This is a genomic window from Frankia sp. CcI156 (genome assembly GCF_001983015.1).
Lineage (GTDB): Bacteria > Actinomycetota > Actinomycetes > Frankiales > Frankiaceae > Frankia > Frankia casuarinae.
This window is the reverse complement of the sequence record NZ_MOMD01000079.1, coordinates 1-19045: the sequence shown is the minus strand read 5'-3', so window position 1 is coordinate 19045 and position 19045 is coordinate 1. Positions and strand designations below refer to the sequence as shown.

Here is a 19045-nt window from a genome sequence, read left to right as displayed (position 1 = left end):
ATGAACTAGTGGGCATGAAGGTCGGTGTGAATCAGCCGGTTCCCGGCCACGGCGTCGACTACAGCGCCCGCGTGGACGGCCGCGGTGGCTACGTCCCAATCGGGGAAAACTCTAGCTGGAAGCGTTTACTTGGGGACCCGGCTGCCCTTGTTCTCGTCGCCGTCCTTGCCGCTTGCCGAGCAGTTGCCCTCGTGAGAAACCCAGGTCGCTCTGAATGGCCGGCGTCGCCACGGTCACGACGCTGCCGTCCTGAACGATCATCAGCTGGAAGATGCGGCGGCGGTGGAAGGCGTGGCTCTCGTGGCTACTGAGCCCGCTGGCGGGCCCGCCGGACCGGCTGAGGGCTCTTCGCTGGTCCGGCCAGATGCCCCTCGATCAAGCGGTTCATCGCCCGCAGGAAGACCTCCCGCTCCTTGGTGGGAAGCGCCGCCAACGCCTCCTCATGGACCCGATCGACGATCTCCTGGCTCCGCGCGGCGATCCGCGCGCCCGCCTCGGTGACCGCGATGATCCGAGCCCGCCGGTCCCTGGCGGAGGGCCGACGTTCGGCGAGGCCGGCCTTCTCCAAGGCGTCCACGGTGACCACCATCGTTGTCTTGTCCATGTCGCCGATCTCGGCGAGCTGGATCTGGGTGCGCTCCTCCTCCAGGGCATGCACCAGCACGCAGTGCATGCGTGCGGTGAGACCGATCTCGGCGAGCGCGGCCGCCATCCGGGTCCGCAGGRCATGACTGGCGTGGTCCAGCAGGAACGACAAGTCTGGTCCGGCGCGGGAGGGTGYCATGGCGGTCATGCCCGCAGCCTAACGACTAGGTCCGTCGCGGATTATCCGTAAGCTTGCTGTCGAGTGGTTGGGGTGACCCAGCCGGCCCGGCTGACCGCGTAGACGGCATGGGCCTCGTCGTGGAGGAACTCGCTGCGGACGTATGCCATGCCGAGGCGTTCGGCGACCCGGACAGACGCGGCGTTGGCCGGGACGATGACCGAGACGACCTCGGTGAGGTCGGGGCGCTGGGCGAACACCCAGGTCAGTGCCGCGGTGGCGGCCTCGGTGGCATAGCCGCGCCCCCAGCGGTCCCGGCGCAGGAACCAGACGGCCTCGATGCCCGGCCAGCCGGGTTCGGTCCACAGCCCCGCCTGGCCGACGAGCTGCCCGCTCGCCTTCTCGACAACCGACCACGGACCTACGCCGGTCAGCACCCAGCAGCCCATGCAGCCGGCCAGGGCATGCCAGACGCCGTCCGGGTCGGTCGGCCGGTGGAAGTAGCGGGTGAACTCGGGATCGGRCCAGATCTCGGTGTAGCCGGCGACGTCGTCGTTGTGGATGGGCCGCAGGACGAGCCGGTCCGTCGTGAGAAGGGGAATGATCGTGGTCAGACTCATCGTGTCCGGTAGTTTGCCGGAAGCGTGCGGCACGCCGCGAGAAAGGCGGCGACCGTGGGTTGTGAGGCGGACCGTGGGTTGTGAGGCGGACCGTGGGACCCGCGCGCGAGCCACCGGCTGGATAGCCACGGGTCGTGGCTCTGTTCTGTCTGCTGCACGGAGCCTGGCACGACGCCACGTGCTGGGAGCCCCTCGGAGCGCAACTGCGGGCGCGGGGACATCGGGTGGTGGCACCGGATCTGCCGTTGCACAACCCGGCCACGACGTACGAGGAACGCATCCGCCCGGCGCTCGCCGCCCTCGATGTGGCCATCGTGGCCGCCGGACCCGGGGCGCTCGCGGTACGCCTCTGCCCGCGGCCTGTGCCCCGCGGCCCAGTTCGCCCGGGACGGGTCAGACCATCGCCGGTCGTGTGGACGGCGGCGCCAGGGGCATTCCCCCAGCACAGGCCGGTCGTCGGCCAGGTCCKGGACGAACGGCCCTCGTTCCATCGCCCCTCGGAACGAAGGTCGAGGAGCGGCAGGCCGCCAATGATATCGAACCGCCGAGGGTATCGAGATCGAAGGAGATCACGATGATGATCTGGGATGGGCACACCTGGGGCTGGGGCGGCTGGCTGCTGATGTCGTTCAGCATGGTCGTCTTCTGGGGGCTGGTGATCGGGGTACTGGTTGCTCTCCTGCGCGCGGGCCGCGGCGGCGGGCCGGGTAGGTCGGCCGAACCGCCCGGAGTGGAACGGCCCGGTACCGAACGGCCCGGCGAGCGGTCGGCCGAGCGGATCCTCGCCGAGCGTTACGCCCGCGGTGAGATCGATGAGGCGGAGTACCACCGCCGCCTGGACGTGTTGCGTGAACGGCCCGGCCCGACGGATCTCACCAGGGCTGGCTGACCGTCGGCTGACCGGCGAGATCGGAGAGGGACCGACGGGATCGGGGGAGGGAAGGCGTCGATGAGCCTGAGCAGGCGGCTGGCGTTGGTGTTCCGGGCCAAGGCCAGCAGGATGTTGGACCGCGCCGAGGATCCGCGTGAGGTTCTCGACTATTCCTACGCTCGGCAGCTCGAGCTGCTGGCGCAGGTCCGCCGCGGGGTCGCGGACGTCGCTACCAGCCGGAAGCGGCTGGAGCTCCAGGTCGAACAGCTACGGGCGGCCGCCGAGCGGCTGTCCGGACAGGCCCGCCAAGCGGTCGCCGCGGGCCGCGACGACCTGGCCAGGGAGGCCCTCGGTCGCCGGGCCGGGGTGGCCGCGCAGTTGGAGGATCTGCGGGAGCAGCATGCGTCGCTGCGAGCGGAGGAGGACCGGTTGACGCTGGCGGCGCGGCGGCTGGCGGCCCAGCTCGAGGCGTTCCGGACCAGGAAGGAGACCGTGAAGGYGACGTACACCGCGGCGGAGGCGCAGACGAAGATCGGCGAGGCGCTGGCGGGGGTCTCCGAGGAGATGGGCGACGTCGGCCTGGCAATCCAGCGGGCCGAGGACAGGACCGAGCAGATGCAGGCCAGGGCCGGCGCGATCGACGAACTACTCGCCTCCGGCGCCTTGGAGACGGCGGCCGGTGGCCCGCGCGGCGACATCCAGGCCGAGCTGGACCGGCTGTCCGCGACCGCCGACATCGATCAGGATCTGGCCGAGATCAAAAGCGCCATGCCCGCGCGGGCGATTGGCGGCCGCCCGCCGGCCGACGCCGCTCGACCGGAGGAGCGGCCGTGATCGTGCGCATTCTGGGTGAGGGCCAGTTCGACCTGCCCGCAACCGACCTGGAGGCCCTCAACGAGCTGGATGACGTGCTGCTGACGGCCGTCGAGGCCGGTGACGAGCCGGCATTCCAGGAAGCCTTGACGAGGCTGCTCGAACGGGTCCGGACCCGCGGCCGCGCGGTGCCGGCGGACCAGCTGGAGCCATCGGAGCTGGTGCTGCCGCGCGCCGACACCGGGCTGGCGGAGGTCCGYGGACTGCTCGGCGACGAAGGCCTGATTCCCGGCTCCTGATTTCTGGCGGCCGAGCCCCGACCGACGAGGTGACGATGGTGAGGTGACGATGGTGATGACGCGTGTGCCGCGGCGGTTCGCCCTGGACCGGGGACTGTCGGCCCGGATGGTGCTGACCGTCTTCCTGCTCGGGTTGGTCTACGTCGCCTTCATCGCCGTCCTGATCGCCGTCGGAGTGTCACCGGTCCTGGTCGTCGCGATCGCCGGCGGGCTGCTCGCCGCCCAGTACTGGTTCTCGGACCGCATCGCGCTGTACGCGACCGGTGGGCGCATCGTCAGCCCGGCGCAGGAGCCGCGGCTGCACGGCGTCGTGGATCGGCTCTGCGCGCTGTCCGACCTACCGAAGCCCGTGGTGGCGGTCGCGGACACCGACCTGCCGAACGCGTTCGCCACCGGCCGGACCCCGAAACGCGCCGTCGTCTGCGTGACGACCGGGCTGCTGCGCAGGCTGGAGGTCGACGAGCTGGAGGGGGTGCTGTCCCACGAGCTGTCCCACGTCGCGCACCGGGACGTGGCCGTCATGACCGTCGCGTCGTTTCTCGGGGTGCTCGCCGGTCTGGTCACCCGATTCGGTCTCTACTCCGGGATGGCCGGCGGCTTCGGCCGGTCCGACGGCGGTGACGGCGGTGACGGCGGTGACGATGACGAGGACAGCGGCGCCCTCGTCGTGCTCGTCGTTGTGGTCGTCTCCGCCGCCGTCTACGCGCTGTCGTTCCTGCTGACCAGGGCGCTGTCGCGGTACCGGGAGCTCGCCGCCGACCGGTCCGGGGCGATCCTCACCGGCCAGCCGGCCGCGCTCGCCGCCGCGCTCACCAAGGTCACCGGCGAGATCTCCCGGATCCCGACCCGCGACCTGCGGGCCGCCGAACCGTTCAACGCCTTCTTCTTCGCTCCCGCGCTGGCGAACGGCGTCAGCCTGTCCTCGTTGTTCTCGACCCATCCGCCGCTGGATGCCCGCCTGGCCCAGCTTGCCCGGCTGGCCGCCCAGTTCGGTGAGCCCGCCCAGTTCGGTGAGCCCGCCCAGTTCGGTGAGCCCGGGTAGTTCGGTGAGCCCGGGTAGTTCGGTGACCCGGGTAGAAAGCAGGCCGGATCATGCGGATCCTCGACGTGCTTCTCGGCCGGACCCGGCCCGTCCCGCCGGACCTCGACCGGCTGTTCACGCTCCCAGCCGCCGCCGTCATCCTGCAGGCCGCCAGCTCATGGCGACCGACCGGGGTCGGAGCGGTCTGTGTCAAACCCGCGTCAGGCGGCGCGTTCACCGGGGTAGCGCAGGAGATCGACYGGCTGCTGAGCATGGACGGCGGCCGGTACGAGCGGCGCACGGACAGCTTCGGGTACAGCTGGYTGCTGCGACGGACCGGCGAGCAGGACCTCGCTGGCCTGGTCACCGACCTGCACGCGGCGAATGCCACGGTGCGCGACGCCGGCTTCGGCCCGGCACTGCTGTGCACCGTCGTCGGGTTCACCGACGGCAGCAGGCCGATGGGGCTGATCTACCTCTACAAACGCGGCACCTGGTACCCGTTCGTGCCGGCCGGTGACCAGCGTCGGGACAATCCGGCCGAGCTGGAGGTACGGGAGATGCTGGCGGGTGAGCTCCCGATCGAACCGGACCTGTCCCGTTGGTTTCCCCTGTGGGGAGCGCCCGGCATCGACGCGCCGGGTCGCGACCCCGACACGCACGGGTGACCTCGTCGGCTTTTCGTCCGGTCAGGATCGGTGCGCATAGGCTGCCTGCGCGTGTTCAAAGCGGTGCTCGGTGGTGTGGGCGGTGTCGGCGGCGGCGGCGGCCGTGGCCAGGACGAGCGCGGCGAGGGCAACGGCCAGGGCGGGGCGTGGTTTGGGAGGCGGGTCCAGCAGCGCCCGCGCCCGGTGGGTGAGGTCGGTGTGCACGGCGCCGAGTGCCGAGGTCGGAGTGGTCGGCATGCCGGTGCGGGCGAGGCCGGCGCGGGCCAAGGCCCGGGCGACCACAGCGCGATCTTCGGTGACAGCGGCGGCGTCTTCGTCGGCCCAGCGTTCGACGGCGAGGCGCACGGCGGCGGCGGGTGTCCGCAGCAGCGGGTTGGCGGCGGCGGCGAGGTCGGCGAGCTGGGTGTAGGCGTGGTGGCGGTGATGCAGGTGGGAGCGTTCATGGGCGAGTAGCACGCGGCGTTCGTCGGCGGGCAGCGCGCGCAGCATGGCGGTGGACACCACGATCCGGCCGGTCAGTCCGGGCAGCGTGTAGGCGTCGGGGTGGTCGTCCTCGACGATGACGAGGCCGGTAGGCGACGGTCCGAGCCGCCGGCAGGTGAGTTCCGCGGCGGCGAGGTCCTGGCCGAGGGCGGCGGCGCGCCGGGCGGCGGCGGCGAGCAGCCCGACGACGACGGCGGCCGGCACCAGCCCGGCCGCGGCGGGTAGCGGGTCGTGGCCGCGGATCATGGTGGCCGACCAGTGCCCGACCGCGGTGAGCAGGGGCAGCTGGGCGAGCAGGGTGAAGGCGGCGACGGCCAGGACGAATCCGGTGGCCAACGCGGTGACCAGACAGGCCAGGGTCAGCAGCCGGGTGGCGGCGGCGGGCGGCAACCGCCGGCCGAGCCAGCCGCCGCTGACGGCCAGCAGCAGGTTCGTGGCCAACGGGATCAGCGCGACGGCCGTCATAGCCCCTGCCCGCCGTCCGTCTCTGACCGCGGGTGGTGGCTGGCGAGGATGTCGGCGAGGAGTTGTTCGTCTTCGGGACGCAGATCCGCGACGAAGCGGGCCAGGGCTTCAGCCCGGTTGGCGCCAGCGCCGAGCAGGCGGGTCATCTGGCGGGCGGTGAGTGCGGCGTCGAGGGTTTCCGGTTCGGCGGCCAGCGTGTAGGCGTAGGAGCGGCCGGCGGGCTGCCGGGTGAGTGCGCCCTTGTCGTGCAGCCGGGCCAGCGTGGTCATCACGGTGGTGTAGGCCAGCGGCTCGCCGAGTTCGGCGAGCGTCTCGGTCGGGGTGAGCGGCCGGCCGGCCGCCGCGATCGCGGCGAGCACCTCTCGTTCGAGCGCTCCCGGCTCCCGCCGCTTCGCCATCCGTTGCCCTCCTCGCGGCTGTCGCTTGCGACCACTCACTACTATCGCGTTGATAGTACGAACGGTCGAGTGGTACAGGCCTGCCCTGGCCCGCTGCCGACCATCCGCGTAGCGGGCCTCTCGGTGGCACTGGATCGGTCTCCACCCGGCCCGGCCCTTGCCGCCTGCCGCGCACCCGCGCGTCTACTATTCATCGAGTAGTAGATATCTTGAGGGAGGGACGTATGGCGGCTGGCGTACCGGCGGTGGAGGCCACCGGCCTGGTGAAACGCTTCGGCGGTCTCACTGCGGTGGATCATGTTGATCTGCGGGTGGACGTCGGGGAGGTCTACGGCATCCTCGGCCCGAACGGTGCCGGGAAGACGACGTTCCTGCGGATGCTGTTCGGGTTGATCCGCCCGGACGCCGGGGTGTTGCGGYTGTTCGGTCGCAGTTGGGCCCAGGCCGGCCCRGCGACATTGGACGGGGTCGCGGGGTTCATCGAGAGCCCCCGTTTCTATCCATATCTGTCCGGCCGGAGGAACCTGGAGCTGCTGGCCGGACTCGACGGCGGTGACGCCGACAGCCGGATCGACAGGGTCCTCGACCTGGTGGATCTTGCCGACCGGGCCGGGGACAAGGTCGGCGGCTACTCGTTCGGGATGCGTCAACGGCTCGGGGTGGCCGCCTCGCTGCTACGCGACCCGCGGCTGCTGGTGCTGGACGAGCCGGCCAACGGCCTGGACCCGGCCGGTATCCGCGACATGCGGGCCCTGGTCAAACGGCTCGCCGCGGGTGGGCTGACCGTGCTGCTCAGCAGCCACAACATGAACGAGGTCGAGGAGATCTGCGACAACGTCACGATCATGCGCACCGGCCGGGTGGTCTACCACGGCTCGATCGGCCAGCTGCGGGCCCAGGCGCCGGACCCGTCCCACCGGCTGGCGACCAGCGACGACGACCGGGCGCTGGAGCTGGCCGCCGACCATCCCGGCGTAGCCGTGTCGACTCACCCGGACGGCGGGCTGGCGCTGACCGCCCAGCCCGCGGCCGCGGACGCCTACATCATCGCTCTCGGCCGGGACGGTGTGGCCGTACGGACCCTCGGACTGGAGATCGCGCCACTGGAGTCGCTGTTCTTCATGTTCACCGAACCCGACCGGACCGCCGCCGACCTGCCAACCCAGCAGCACGCCCGCCTCGGAGCGACCCGGTGACCACGACAAGCACAGCCTCCGCGACGACCACCACGCCCCCGGCGACGGTCGGGGCACGTCCGGCCGGCCGCGGCCGGGTGAYGAGCGCCTACCGGTGGGAGGTCACCAAGCTTGCCGCCCAGGCCCGCACCCGCGCGACGCTCGCCGTCTGCCTGCTCGCCCCGTGCGTGTTCGTCGTGCTGCTCGACCGCCAGGACCGTGTCCCGAAGGACACCCTGTACGGCCGGTGGGTGCACGCCAGCGGCTTCGCGACCCCGCTGCTCATCCTCGGCTTCGCCGCCCAATGGGTGTTCCCGCTGCTGACCAGCCTGGTGGCCGGGGACATCTTCGCCAGCGAGGACCAGCACGGCACCTGGAAGACGATCCTGACCCGCTCGCACAGCCGCACCCAGATCTTCTGGGCCAAGACGTTGGCCGCGGCGACGTTCGCGGTCCTTGTCCTCGCCGTTCTGGCGGCCAGCTGCCTGGCCGCCGGCGTCCTGCTCGTCGGTCACCAGCCGCTGGAAAGCCTCTCGGGCACCCTGCTGCCGCCCGGCCGGACCGCCGGGCTGGTGCTGGCCGCGTGGGCGACCGCGCTGCTGCCGCTACTCGGCTTCACCGCCCTCGGGATCATGCTGTCGGTGCTCACCCGCAGCAGCCCCGCCGGGATCGTCGGCCCGATCATCCTCGGGCTGCTCATGCAGCTCTACTCGTTCCTCAACGGCGCCGACGCGATCCGCCACCTGCTGCTGGTCACCCCGTTCGACGCCTGGCACGGCCTGCTGGCGGCGCACCCGTACTACGGGCCCCTGGGTCAGGGTGCGCTGGTCAGCGTCGGCTACATCGCGATCTGCCTGGCGGTCGCCTACACGGCGCTGCGTCGGCGCGACATCACCGGAGGCTGACCCCGATGCGACGACCCGCCCTCGTCCGACCTGCCCTCGTCCGACTGACCCGGGCGACGTCCGCCGTCAGCGCCGCGACCGCCCTGGCCGTCGCCCTGGCCGTCGCCCTGGCCGTCGCCCTGGCCGGTTGTGCCACCGACTTCACCCGGCCCCGCGTCGAAAACTCCCTCGGTCCCGTCTTCGCCAACCTCTACACCCACCAGCAGGCCCTGCTCGGTCACCCCGGCCTTACCCCGGCCGCCGTCGCCGCCAAGGCCAGTTGCGACAAAGGCGGCCCCCAGGTACCGGACCGGGGCGCCGGCAGCGACTGGATCTGCCAGCTCCGCTGGACCGACAGCGCCGGAAAGCCCCAGAACGGCAAGTTCGAGCTCCAGGTCCGCTCCAACGGCTGTTACCAGGCCGGCGGCCCATCTAAGCTTGTCGGTCCGCTAACCATCAAGGCCACCACGGGCACCTATGTGATCAACCCGGTGTTCGAGTTCGACGGCTGCTTCGACACCACCTGAATCGCGGGGCGTGGGGAGGCCCGGCCGGCACGGCCATCCCGGTGAGCGGGGCCGGCCGGCCTCGCGTCCCGCCCTCGGGCGCGAACCGATCAACCAGGAGAATAGCCCTTGGACGTAACCTATGGTATTCGTGAAACTACTAGATAGGACTACTGGCGAGGTTGGGCGTGGCTCTGGGCCAACAGCATTGCGTTTAACCACCCGATTTCTATCTCCCAGCCACCCCTAGGAGTGGTGCAACCACCCTTCGCTGGCTGCAAAGTTGTGACCCACTTCACGCAACGATGCAGCGGAGGGCCGATGGGAATCCTGGTCAATATCGACAACGGTGGCACGTTCACCGATGTGTGCGTGACGGACGGTGAGCGCATCGTGCATGCGAAGACGCCGACGACCCCGCACGATTTAACGCAGTGTTTCGTCGACGGGCTGCGGACAGCGTCCGACCGGCTGTATGGCGAGGAGGACACCGCTCGTCTGTTGCGCGAGACGGAGTACCTGCGCTATTCGACGACGTCGGGTACGAACGCCGTGGTCGAGCGGAAGGGCGCACCGGTCGCCCTGCTGGTCGACAGCGGTGCGGAGGAGGACGTCTACGGCATTGCGAACCTGGTCGACGCCTCGCTGTGGCAGGCGCTGGTGCCGCATTCTCCGGTCGGGATCACGGTGGGCGCCGACGGGTCGGTGGGCTTGGCGGAGTTCACGACGGCAATCAACGAACTGTTGGCGACGAGTACCTCGCGGATCGTGATCGCGCTGCGGAGTGCGGCGGCGGAGCGGGCGATCAAGAATCTGTTGTTGGAGCGGTACCCGCGGCATCTGCTGGGCGCGGTTCCGTTCACCCTGTCGCATGAGCTTGTGCACGACGTCGACGACGCGCGGCGGGTGCTGACCGCGGTGCTGAACTCCTACCTGCACCCGGGGATGGAGCACTTCCTCTACGGCGCGGAGAAGGCGTGCCGGGAGAACGGGCTGCCTCGCCCGCTGCTGATCTTCCGGAATGACGGGGACTCGGCCCGGGTGGCCAAGACCACGGCGTTGAAGACGTGGGGTTCCGGGCCGCGGGGTGGGCTGGAGGGCAGCGTCGCCTACGCCTCGCTCTACGGCGCGGACGTGCTGGTCGGGGTGGACGTGGGTGGCACCACGACCGACGTGTCGGTCGTGGTGGACAAGGCCCTGACGGTGCACGCGCACGGCCGGGTCGATTCGGCRCAGACCTCGCTGCCGATTCCGGACCTGAGCAGTATCGGGCTGGGTGGCAGTTCGGTGGTCCAGGTCGTCAACGGTCAGATTCAGATCGGTCCGCGCAGTGTGGGTGCCGCGCCCGGCCCGGCGTCTTTCGGCCGTGGTGGCACCGATGCGACGGTGACCGATGCCCTGCTGCTTGCCGGGGTGTTGGACCCGGACAACTATCTGGGTGGGGATCTGAAGTTGGACCCGGCCCGGGCGGAGCGGGCGTTGCTGACCCATGTCGGGGAGCCCCTGTCGTTGTCGGCGCAGGCCGCGGYGCTCGCGGTGTTGCGGGTGTTCGAGGAGCAGGCGGGGGCCGCGGTCAAGGAGATGATCTCCGCGGCGGGTCGTGAGCCGGGTGAGGCCACGCTGCTGGCCTTCGGTGGCGCCGGTCCGGTGCTTGCCTCGGGGATCGCGYGGGCGGCGGGGATCGCACGGGTGATCGTGCCGCATCTGTCGGCGGTGTTCAGCGCGTTCGGTATCGGTTTCAGCGGGTTGGCGCACGAGTACAGCGTGCCGATGYCGGGCGTCGACGTCGAGGTGAAGGCGGCCCGCGACGATCTGTTGACCCGCGCGCGGCGTGACATGTTCGGTGAAGGCGTGTCCATCGACGAATGCACTGTCGAGACCCGCGGCCGATTCATCGTCGACGGCGTGTTGCGGGACGAGACGTGGACCGACGGGTCGTCTCCCGGGCAGGCCGATCAGCTGGTGGTGCGGGCCTGGTATCCGCTGCCGACCTTCGAGCTGGTGGCCGACGAACACGGCACGGTGCAGCCGGCGGCCGCGGACGGATCGCGTCGTATCCATTTCGCTGACGGTAACGAGCAGGAGATTGCGGTCTACCGTCCGGAGAATCTGGAGCCGGGGCAGGGAGCCGCGGGGYCGGCGCTGGTCGCGGGTGACTATCTGACCTGTCTGATCGAGCCCGGGTGGGGGTTCCGGGTGAGCAGCAACTCTGACCTGATCCTGGAGGCCCAGCAGTGAGCGAGCAGCAGTCCACCGTGAACATCACCGAGTATCTCGCGATTAATCTGGCGACCGAGCGATGGACCTGCCGGGTGTGCGGGCATGACATCGCGAACGCCCGCGAGAACTACAAGACCGGGCTGCTGGTCCACAACCGTGACCCGCGGGAGATTCACCGGCCGATCCTGGACGAGAGCTACGAGTTCACCTACGCCCCCGACCCGGCCTGGTGCCGGATCGTCGAGTTCTACTGCCCGGGTTGCGGGACGCAGGTGGAGAACGAGTACCTGCCGCCTGGTCATCCGCTGACGCACGACCTCGAACTCGATATCGACGCGTTGAAGCGTCGCCACCTCAGCGCTGTGGAGGGCTAGGGACATGCGGCAGGTAAGTGTTGACATCGGTGGCACGTTCACCGACTGCTTTCTTGTTTACGACGACACCTACATCGAGGCGAAGTCGCTGACCACGCACCACAACCTCGCCTCCGGCTTCATGGATGCCCTGGCAAAGGCCAGTGCCCAGGCGGACCTGGATGTGCAGACGGTGCTCTCGACCGTCGACGCGGTGCGTTACGCCACGACCCTCGGGACGAACGCGCTCATCGAACGCAGCGGTCCGGCGGTCGGCATCCTCACCACCGCCGGTTTCGAATCGACCGTGCCGTTGATGYGGGCCCGTGGCTACGGCGACGGGCTGACCGAGGCCCAGCAGTCCGACCTGCCCGCCGCGGACCGGCCGGTGTCGCTGGTGCCGGTGACCCGGATCGCCGGCGTGCAGGAACGCGTCGACTACGGCGGCACGGCGGTGCTGTCCATCGACGAGGACGACGTGCGCCGTCAGGTGCGCAAGCTGGTGGACGAGGGCGCGCAGGCGTTCGTGGTCGCGCTGGTCAACGCGGTGATCAACCCGGCCCACGAGAAGGAAGTCGAGCGGATCATCCTCGACGAGTACCCCACGCACATGCTGGGGGCGATCCCGATCGTGCTGTCGCACCGGGTGACCGGCCGCAAGGGTGAGTACGCCCGGACCATGTCGGCGGTCATCGACGCCTACCTGCACAGCCAGATGTACCACGGGCTGGCGTCGCTGGAGATCGAGCTGCGCCGCAACGGCTACACCAAGCCGATGCTGCTGGTGCACAACACCAGCGGCATGGCCCAGCTGAACTCGACCTCCTCGCTGCAGACCATCCACTCCGGGCCGGTCGCCGGGCTGGAGGCCACCAACTACCTGTCGAAGACCTACCACCAGCCCAACATCATCGCCACCGACATGGGCGGCACCAGCTTCGACATCGGCCTGGTCACCTCCGACGGGGTGAAGTTCTACGACTTCAACCCGGTCATCGACCGCTGGCTCGTCTCCACCCCGATGACCTACCTGCACACCCTCGGCGCCGGCGGTGGCTCCATCGCCCGCTACGACCRCCTGTGGGAGGCCATCGAGGTCGGCCCGGAAAGCGCCGGTTCCGACCCGGGCCCGGCCTGCTACGGCCGGGGCGGGCGGTTCCCGACCACCACGGACGCGAACCTGGTGCTGGGCTACCTCGACGCGGACAACTACGCCGGTGGCACGATCAAGCTCAGCCTGCGCCGGGCGCAGCGGGCCATCGAGGAGCACATCTGCAAGCCCACCGGACTGAGCCTGATCGAGGCGGCGAAGGCGATCAAGCGCAAGGTGGACAGCAACATKGCCAACGCGATCTTCAAGGAGGTCGCGGTCAAGGGCTATAACCCGAAGAACTTCGTCGCGCTTAGCTACGGCGGCGGTGGTCCGCTGCACGCCTGCGGATACGCCAACACGCTGGGCAWCCAGAATGTGCTGATCCCGCCGTTCAGCTCGGTGTTCTCCGCGCTGGGCGCCGGCAATATGAACCAGCTGCACATTCATGAGTACTCGCTGTACCTGATGGTCTACGACGCCACCACCCGCAGGATGTTGGACGACTTCCAGGTCTTCAACGACACGGTGACGGAACTTGCCGCGAAGGGCCGCGACGACCTCCTCCGCCAGGGCGCCGACCCCGCCAACATCCGCTCGCGGGTGGAGCTGGACATGCGCTACGGCAACCAGCTCGCCCAGATCGGGGTGGTGTCGCCGTTCGAGCGGCTCACCTCACACCGCGACGTGATCGAGCTGCTGGACCTGTTCAGCAGCATCTACGCCAAGCGGTACGGCGAAGGCAGCCAGGCGCCCGAGGCCGGTGTGCGCATCAACGTCATCCGCGTGGTCAGCTACGTCGAACGCGACAAGTTCGACCTGCAGCCCACCCAGGCCGAGCCGCGCCCCGCGTCGAACCCCGCCCGGTGGCGGGAATGCCACTACCCGGGCATCGACGGCGCGGTCAAGACTGCCGTCTACGACTTCGCCGACCTCGAAGAAGGCCACGTCATCGAGGGCCCCGCCCTGATCGAAACCCCGAGCACGACCTACCTCGCCGAACCCGGATGGCAGCTGACCATCGGCCGTACCGGCTCCGCGGTGCTCGTTCGGACCATCTGAGCGAGACGTGGGAAGCGAGGTTGGTAACCATGCCAGCCACCATGYAGGCACTGGCGTTTCTCGGCATCGGCAAGGCCGGCGTCATCGAGAAGCCCATACCGAAGCCAGGGCCAACTGACGCGATCGTACGGACAACATCGGCGCTTATCTGCACCTCCGATGTGCACACCGTCCGGGGCGCCATTCCCGTTCCCGAAGGCCGCGCTCTCGGGCACGAGGCGGTCGGTGTCGTCCACGACCTGGGCGCCGCGGTCACTGGATTCGAGGCCGGTGAGCGGGTAGCGGTCGGGGCGCTTACGCCGTGCTTTCACTGCGGCCCCTGCCAGCGGGGTTTCAGTACCCAGTGCCAGGGAATGCTCGGTGGGTACAAATTCACCACGCAGCGCGATGGCAACATGGCGGAGTACTTTCTCGTCAACAATGCGGCCGCCAACCTCGCTCGCATTCCGGCCGACCTGCCCGACGAGAAAGCCGTCTACGCGACCGACATGCTCTCCACCGGGTTCGGTGGCGCGGAGAACGCGCAGCTGCGGCTCGGTGAGTCCGTCGCGATCTTCGCTCAGGGGCCGGTAGGGTTATCCGCCACCATCGGCTGCCGGCTGCTCGGCGCCGGACTGATCATCGCCGTGGAAGGACGGCCCGAACGGCAGGAGCTGGCACGTCGATTCGGCGCGGACGTGGTCGTCGACCCCGCCGCTGGTGATGTGGTGAACCAGATCCTCGATCTCACCGGCGGCGTCGGCGTGGACGGCGCGATCGAGGCGCTCGGTCATCCGCAGACCTTCGAGGACTGCATCCGGGTGACCAAACCCGGTGGCCGGATATCGAATATCGGGTATCACGGTGAGAACCCGGCACCGCTGCAGATCCCGTTGGAACCGTTCGGCCTGGGTATGTCGGACAAGAAGATCCTGACGTCGCTCTGCCCAGGCGGAAGCGATCGGCTCGAGCGAATCTTCACCCTCATGCGTTCCGGCCGGGTGGATCCTACGCCGATGACGACCCATGAGTTCGGGTTCGACGAGATCGAACGTGCCTTCAGCATGATGGAAACCAAGGAGGACGGCGTCATCAAACCCCTCATCCGTTTCGCATAACCAGTAAAACCAGGAGGGCTGGGCGCTGCCCGGCGGTTCCGCCGCGGCCCGCCCGGCCCTCCGCCGCCCGTACCYGCAGCATGCCCGGCAGGCCGCCCGGTAGGCGGGCTGCCCGTTCAGGAGGTTTCATCCCGATGACCACCAGCACCGGCAGCGCCACCGTTTCCAGTCCCCAACAGCCATTACTGAACGAGAGCGAGGCCTTACCCGTCTCGTTACCCGCTCCGCCGCCCCTCAGCCCGCTGCGCGGCAACCCGGCCGTGTTCGGCCTCCCCACCGTCATCGCCGGGGCTTTCGGCCTCGGGCTGGTCGACACCGGCTGGCTTCCGCCCGCCGCGGCCGGCGCGGCACTGCCGATCATCCTGACCTCCGCCGCCGTCGGTCTCCTGGTCGCCGCGATCTGGGCGGCGGCGCTCGGGCAGAACCCCCTGGCCAGCCTGTTCGCGGTGTTCTTCGGGTTCTACGGCAGCTACGCCGCGTTTGGCCTCGGCCTCGGCCACAACTGGTACAACATCCCCGCCACCCAGATCACCAGAACCACCGAGCTGTGGCTGATCAGCTGGYTGGTCACCCTCGTCCTGGTCACCGTGGCCACCCTGCGCCTGCCCAGCAGTTTCACCCTGCTGCTCGGGTTCGCGGACGGCGCGCTGCTGCTGCTACTGCTCGGCACCATCAACACCAGCACCGCCCTCACCCACGCCGGCGGCTACCTGGTGTTCGGCTTCACCGCGGTAGCGGCCTACCTCTACCTCGCCGTCATGTCCGCCGAGACCGGCGGGAAGGGTCTGCCGCTCGGCAAGCCGGTCATCTCCGGATAAMATGCTGCGATCCGATGGTCGTAGCTGGCCGGCTAGCGCGTATTGATGGAAAGTTCTTGTACTGAGCCGAACACGCCGTCAGGCTGATGGGAATCAGCAGGGTCGGCGTCATCAACCCCCTCGTCCGTTTCGCGTGGCCTGTGTCGGGCCTGGGAAGCCGCTCGCCCTCGCCCGCCAGGCACGTCTTAGCAGAAGGTGTAGATTCATGAGCCAGCCCGACCACGCTGACGGCAAGTCAGTCGTCGAGAAGTTCCTCGAAGAAAACGTCCTGTTCCTCGGGCCCGACCCCGRGATCATGCAAAGCCACCATCTCGCCCCGGAGTCGCCCCGCGAAACGGAGGCGCTCGCGCGGTTCACCGATCCCGAGCAGATCAACCTGGTGCKGCACAAGCTGCAGACCGCGTGTAACGAGTCCTTCGACATGGTCGAGCAGATGGGCGCGGCGCCCGGCGCGAAGTGGGGCGACCTGATCTCCGGGGTGTGGACGGCCTCGGGTGACCTCGCCCTGTCCAGCATGGGTGGTGTGCTGCTGTTCTCGGTGCTCACGCAGCACCCGGTCAAGTTCATTGTCAAGTACTGGGTGGATGAGCCGACGGTCGGGGTCCGTGAGGGCGATGTCTTCATGCACAACGACGCCCGCTACGGCAACGTCCACAACACCGACCAGAGCATCCTCATCCCGGTCTTCCACGAGGGGCAGCTGATCTGCTTCGCCGGCGCGGTCTGCCACGAGGGGGAGAACGGCGCCACCGAACCCGGCGGTATGCCCTCGGCGGCGGAGTCCCCGTTCGACGAGGGATTGAAGATTTCGCCGATCAAGGTCGGTGAGAACTACACGTTCCGCCGTGACCTCATGACCTTCCTRCAGAACTCGGTGCGCGAGCCGAAGCTGCAGCTGGAGGGCATGAAGGCCAAGCTGTACGCGGCGATGYGGACAAGGGACCGGATCCACRACACCATCGCCGAGTACGGTGTCGACGCGGTCGTCGCCACGTTGCGGCGCACCCTGACCGACACCGCCGACGAGGTCCGCCGCCGGCTGAGGTCGTGGCCGGAGGGCACCGTGCGGCAGAACGTCTTCGCGGACGGGACGCTGCGGGAGAACTGCCTGGTCAAGATCAGACTGGCGATGACCAAGAAGGACGACGAGCTGATCCTGGATTTCCGGGGCTCGTCGCCGGAATTCCTGAACCGGGCCAACAACACGATCCTCTCGTCGATGAAGGGCATGCTGGCCCAGGAGTTCCTGACCTTCGTGTGGCYGGACCTGCCGCGAAACCAGGCGGTGTTCGAGCCGATGACTGTTCTCACCGACCCGCGGTCGGCGCTGAACTGTTCGCCGGAGGCGCCGAACGCGCAGAGCATGATGACGTTCTTCCCCTCCTTCACCGCGGCCCAGCTGGCGACGCCGAAGCTCCTCTACAGCGCGGGTGAACGCTCTACGGACGTCATCGCCGGCTGGTTCAACATGATCGTCACGTTCATCTACGGTGGTGTCACCCAGCACGGCGAGCTGGTGGGCAACGTGTGCGCCGACCTCAACGGCATGGGCGGGGCCGCGCGGTCCAACCGGGACGGCGAGCACGCGGTCGCCCCGATCTTCGCGCCCATGGCCGACATCGGGGAGCAGGAACTCATCGAGGAAGAAGTCCCGATTCTCAAGATCGTGCCGAACAGGGTAATGCGGGACAACCAGGGCTTCGGCAAGTTCCGCGGCGGCCAGGGCTACCAGCAGATCGCCACCGTCAAGGACAGCGCCATGTGGGGCTTCATGGCGTGCAGCATCGGCTCGAAGTTCCCCAGCTCGCACGGCATCTTCGGCGGCTACGGCCCCGGCACCTACCCGCTGTGCAAGATCAAGAATGTCGACATCTTCAAGGTGATGGACAACCAGCGCGAACTGCTGCGCTACACCGTCGAGGAACTGATGAACGAGCGTCCGTTCCCGGACGCGACCTACTCGACGCATCACATGGGCATGCAGTTCGAGCTCGCCGAGCGCGGCGAGCTGTACATGCTCACCCAGGGCACCGGCGGTGGCTACGGGGACGTGCTCGAACGCGATCCCGAGCTGGTGGCTTCCGACTACCGCGACGGCCTGGTGTCCATGGACACCGTCCGCGACATCTACCACGTGGTGCTCAACCCCGACACCGCCGTGCTGGACGCCGAGGGCACCACRGCGGCCCGGGAGGCCGAGCGGGCGGCTCGGCTGCGGCGGGGCAAGCCGTATGYGGAGTTCGTCAAGGAATGGGAGAMCGAGACGCCTCCGGCCGACGTGCCGTTCTTCGGCTCCTGGGGCGACCCGCGGGTGCTGTTCCGCGGCACTCCGCAGGACACCTGCCCCGCGGACGCGATCGTGCCGGTGATGATGCCCGACCCGAAGGACGTGCGGATCGCGCAGCTGGAGGCCAAGCTGGCGGAGCTGCAGGACTGACGGTGCAGGGCTGACGGCGCGGGCCTGATGCTGCGGGACTGATGAGGACGGCGGGAGAACGATGAACGCTGTGGACGACTGGATCCACGCCAGGCGCGACACCCTGACCTGGCTGGACTGCGACCGGTACGTGTGGAGGGTCTTCGCCGGCGCCCCCGAGCGCTGGTATGACGACCCGGCCACGCTGGTCGCGGCGAGTGCACAGGCACACCGGTTACTGCGGTCCGATGTGTACGGTGTCAACGTTTCAGGTCCGTTCTCCCGCCACCTCGTCGGCGATAGCGAGGCCGCTGCCGTCTGTGCGGCGTTGGAGCTGCCGGCGCCGCGCCGCGTRCTGGCCGACACTCTCGACGCGCTGCTGCACCAGTTCGGCGATCGTGTCGACCTGGTGCTGGACTGCCCGTCACCGCGCAGGCTGCTCGCGTCCGGTGCGGGGATCGACTTCGACGCGCTCGACGACGTCGCGACCGGCCTGCTGGAGGTGATCCGCTCGGTGGCGGACCGGCCGGTCCGGGGGCTGCAGATCACCTGTGACACGGCGGGCGGGCCGGATGAGGACGAGACCGACGCCTGGTCCAGTCTGCTGGCCGCGGCCGGGCACTACGGCTGGATCACCGCGGTCCGACTGAACGGCGTGACCGACCCCGACCAGCTCGACCCCAAGCTGCCCGGTGACCTGCTGCTCCTGCCGCACCTGCCAGCCGGCGTCCTGCCCGATGATCGGCGCTACGGCGGGGGACTGCCAGCGGAGGTGTGGAGCGACACGAGCGAGGCCGCCCGGCTGCTCGACGCCGCCGCCAAGCGTGGGTTCCGGTTCGGTGAGATCCCCACCGAGGCCTCCCCGGAAATCGTGCTGACCAGGCTCACCGCCCTGGCCGCGGGCACGCACTGAAGGGATCCGACGTGGACGACGTGGAGATCGTGGGCTGGGGTCATACCCCGTTTGGCCGTCTGCCCGAGGAGACTCTGGAGTCGCTGATCGTTGCCGCCGCGCGGGAGGCG

At 69.2% G+C, this 19045-nt stretch carries 19 protein-coding genes; 15 read left to right on the top strand and 4 right to left on the bottom strand.

The window, feature by feature from the left end; genetic code table 11:
* Positions 1-304: 304 nt before the first annotated feature.
* Both CcI156_RS21820 and CcI156_RS21815 read right to left on the bottom strand, forming a co-directional pair.
* Positions 305-793, bottom strand: coding sequence for a MarR family winged helix-turn-helix transcriptional regulator (locus tag CcI156_RS21820; RefSeq protein ID WP_076807922.1), 489 nt, complete (start codon positions 791-793; stop codon positions 305-307).
* A 32-nt stretch (positions 794-825) separates the two neighbouring features.
* The gene (locus tag CcI156_RS21815; protein ID WP_076807924.1) at positions 826-1383 is read right to left on the bottom strand and encodes a GNAT family N-acetyltransferase; all 558 of its coding nucleotides are present in this window, start codon (positions 1381-1383) and stop codon (positions 826-828) included.
* 574 nt (positions 1384-1957) lie between these two features.
* On the opposite strand from CcI156_RS21815, the gene CcI156_RS21810 reads away from it, so the two are divergent.
* From CcI156_RS21810 to CcI156_RS21790, 5 genes are read left to right on the top strand one after another with little or no spacing between them, the layout of a single operon-like run.
* Positions 1958-2272, top strand: a complete 315-nt coding sequence (locus CcI156_RS21810; protein ID WP_023842009.1) for an SHOCT domain-containing protein — start codon at positions 1958-1960, stop codon at positions 2270-2272.
* Between the two features lie 60 nt (positions 2273-2332).
* Positions 2333-3088: a PspA/IM30 family protein gene (locus tag CcI156_RS21805; protein ID WP_076807920.1), complete on the top strand. Its 756-nt coding sequence runs from the start codon at positions 2333-2335 to the stop codon at positions 3086-3088.
* Complete coding sequence (locus CcI156_RS21800; protein ID WP_011436643.1) at positions 3085-3366, top strand: hypothetical protein; 282 nt, start codon at positions 3085-3087, stop codon at positions 3364-3366. Before CcI156_RS21805 ends, CcI156_RS21800 begins: the two co-directional genes overlap by 4 nt.
* Positions 3367-3421: 55 nt before the next feature.
* Positions 3422-4408 (top strand): zinc metalloprotease HtpX, encoded by a 987-nt coding sequence (htpX, locus tag CcI156_RS21795; RefSeq protein WP_035734321.1) that lies wholly within the window; start codon positions 3422-3424, stop codon positions 4406-4408.
* A gap of 50 nt (positions 4409-4458) precedes the next feature.
* Complete coding sequence (locus tag CcI156_RS21790) at positions 4459-5055, top strand: hypothetical protein (protein WP_076807918.1); 597 nt, start codon at positions 4459-4461, stop codon at positions 5053-5055.
* A gap of 21 nt (positions 5056-5076) precedes the next feature.
* On the opposite strand, the gene CcI156_RS21785 is transcribed toward CcI156_RS21790, so the two are convergent.
* Positions 5077-6003, bottom strand: coding sequence for a M56 family metallopeptidase (locus tag CcI156_RS21785; RefSeq protein WP_011436646.1), 927 nt, complete (start codon positions 6001-6003; stop codon positions 5077-5079).
* A complete protein-coding gene (locus CcI156_RS21780) occupies positions 6000-6401 on the bottom strand; it encodes a BlaI/MecI/CopY family transcriptional regulator (RefSeq protein WP_011436647.1) in 402 nt (133 codons plus the stop codon). The genes CcI156_RS21785 and CcI156_RS21780 overlap by 4 nt, the downstream gene beginning before the upstream one ends.
* A gap of 224 nt (positions 6402-6625) precedes the next feature.
* Here CcI156_RS21780 and CcI156_RS21775 point away from each other — a divergent pair, with 224 nt between their 5' ends.
* The 10 genes from CcI156_RS21775 (at position 6626) to CcI156_RS21730 (ending at position 18935) form a co-directional block, all read left to right on the top strand.
* Positions 6626-7597, top strand: a complete 972-nt coding sequence (locus tag CcI156_RS21775; RefSeq protein ID WP_011436648.1) for an ABC transporter ATP-binding protein — start codon at positions 6626-6628, stop codon at positions 7595-7597.
* Positions 7594-8481 carry an ABC transporter permease gene (locus tag CcI156_RS21770; protein WP_076807916.1) on the top strand — a complete coding sequence of 296 codons (888 nt, stop codon included), beginning with the start codon at positions 7594-7596 and terminating at the stop codon, positions 8479-8481. Before CcI156_RS21775 ends, CcI156_RS21770 begins: the two co-directional genes overlap by 4 nt.
* 5 nt (positions 8482-8486) lie before the next feature.
* Positions 8487-8987, top strand: a complete 501-nt coding sequence (locus CcI156_RS21765; RefSeq protein WP_076807914.1) for a hypothetical protein — start codon at positions 8487-8489, stop codon at positions 8985-8987.
* A 300-nt stretch (positions 8988-9287) separates the two neighbouring features.
* The gene (locus CcI156_RS21760; protein WP_076807911.1) at positions 9288-11204 is read left to right on the top strand and encodes a hydantoinase/oxoprolinase family protein; all 1917 of its coding nucleotides are present in this window, start codon (positions 9288-9290) and stop codon (positions 11202-11204) included.
* Between the two features lie 17 nt (positions 11205-11221).
* Complete coding sequence (locus CcI156_RS21755; protein ID WP_035734323.1) at positions 11222-11560, top strand: acetone carboxylase subunit gamma; 339 nt, start codon at positions 11222-11224, stop codon at positions 11558-11560.
* A gap of 4 nt (positions 11561-11564) precedes the next feature.
* Positions 11565-13691, top strand: coding sequence for a hydantoinase/oxoprolinase family protein (locus CcI156_RS21750; RefSeq protein ID WP_076807909.1), 2127 nt, complete (start codon positions 11565-11567; stop codon positions 13689-13691).
* 29 nt (positions 13692-13720) lie between these two features.
* Entirely contained in the window at positions 13721-14788 is a 1068-nt protein-coding gene (locus CcI156_RS21745; RefSeq protein WP_076807907.1) for an NAD(P)-dependent alcohol dehydrogenase, read from the top strand.
* A 134-nt stretch (positions 14789-14922) separates the two neighbouring features.
* Complete coding sequence (locus CcI156_RS21740; protein WP_011436655.1) at positions 14923-15606, top strand: GPR1/FUN34/YaaH family transporter; 684 nt, start codon at positions 14923-14925, stop codon at positions 15604-15606.
* A 205-nt stretch (positions 15607-15811) separates the two neighbouring features.
* Positions 15812-18043 (top strand): hydantoinase B/oxoprolinase family protein, encoded by a 2232-nt coding sequence (locus CcI156_RS21735; protein ID WP_076807904.1) that lies wholly within the window; start codon positions 15812-15814, stop codon positions 18041-18043.
* 61 nt (positions 18044-18104) lie between these two features.
* Positions 18105-18935, top strand: coding sequence for a hypothetical protein (locus tag CcI156_RS21730; RefSeq protein WP_011436657.1), 831 nt, complete (start codon positions 18105-18107; stop codon positions 18933-18935).
* Positions 18936-19045: the final 110 nt, after the last annotated feature.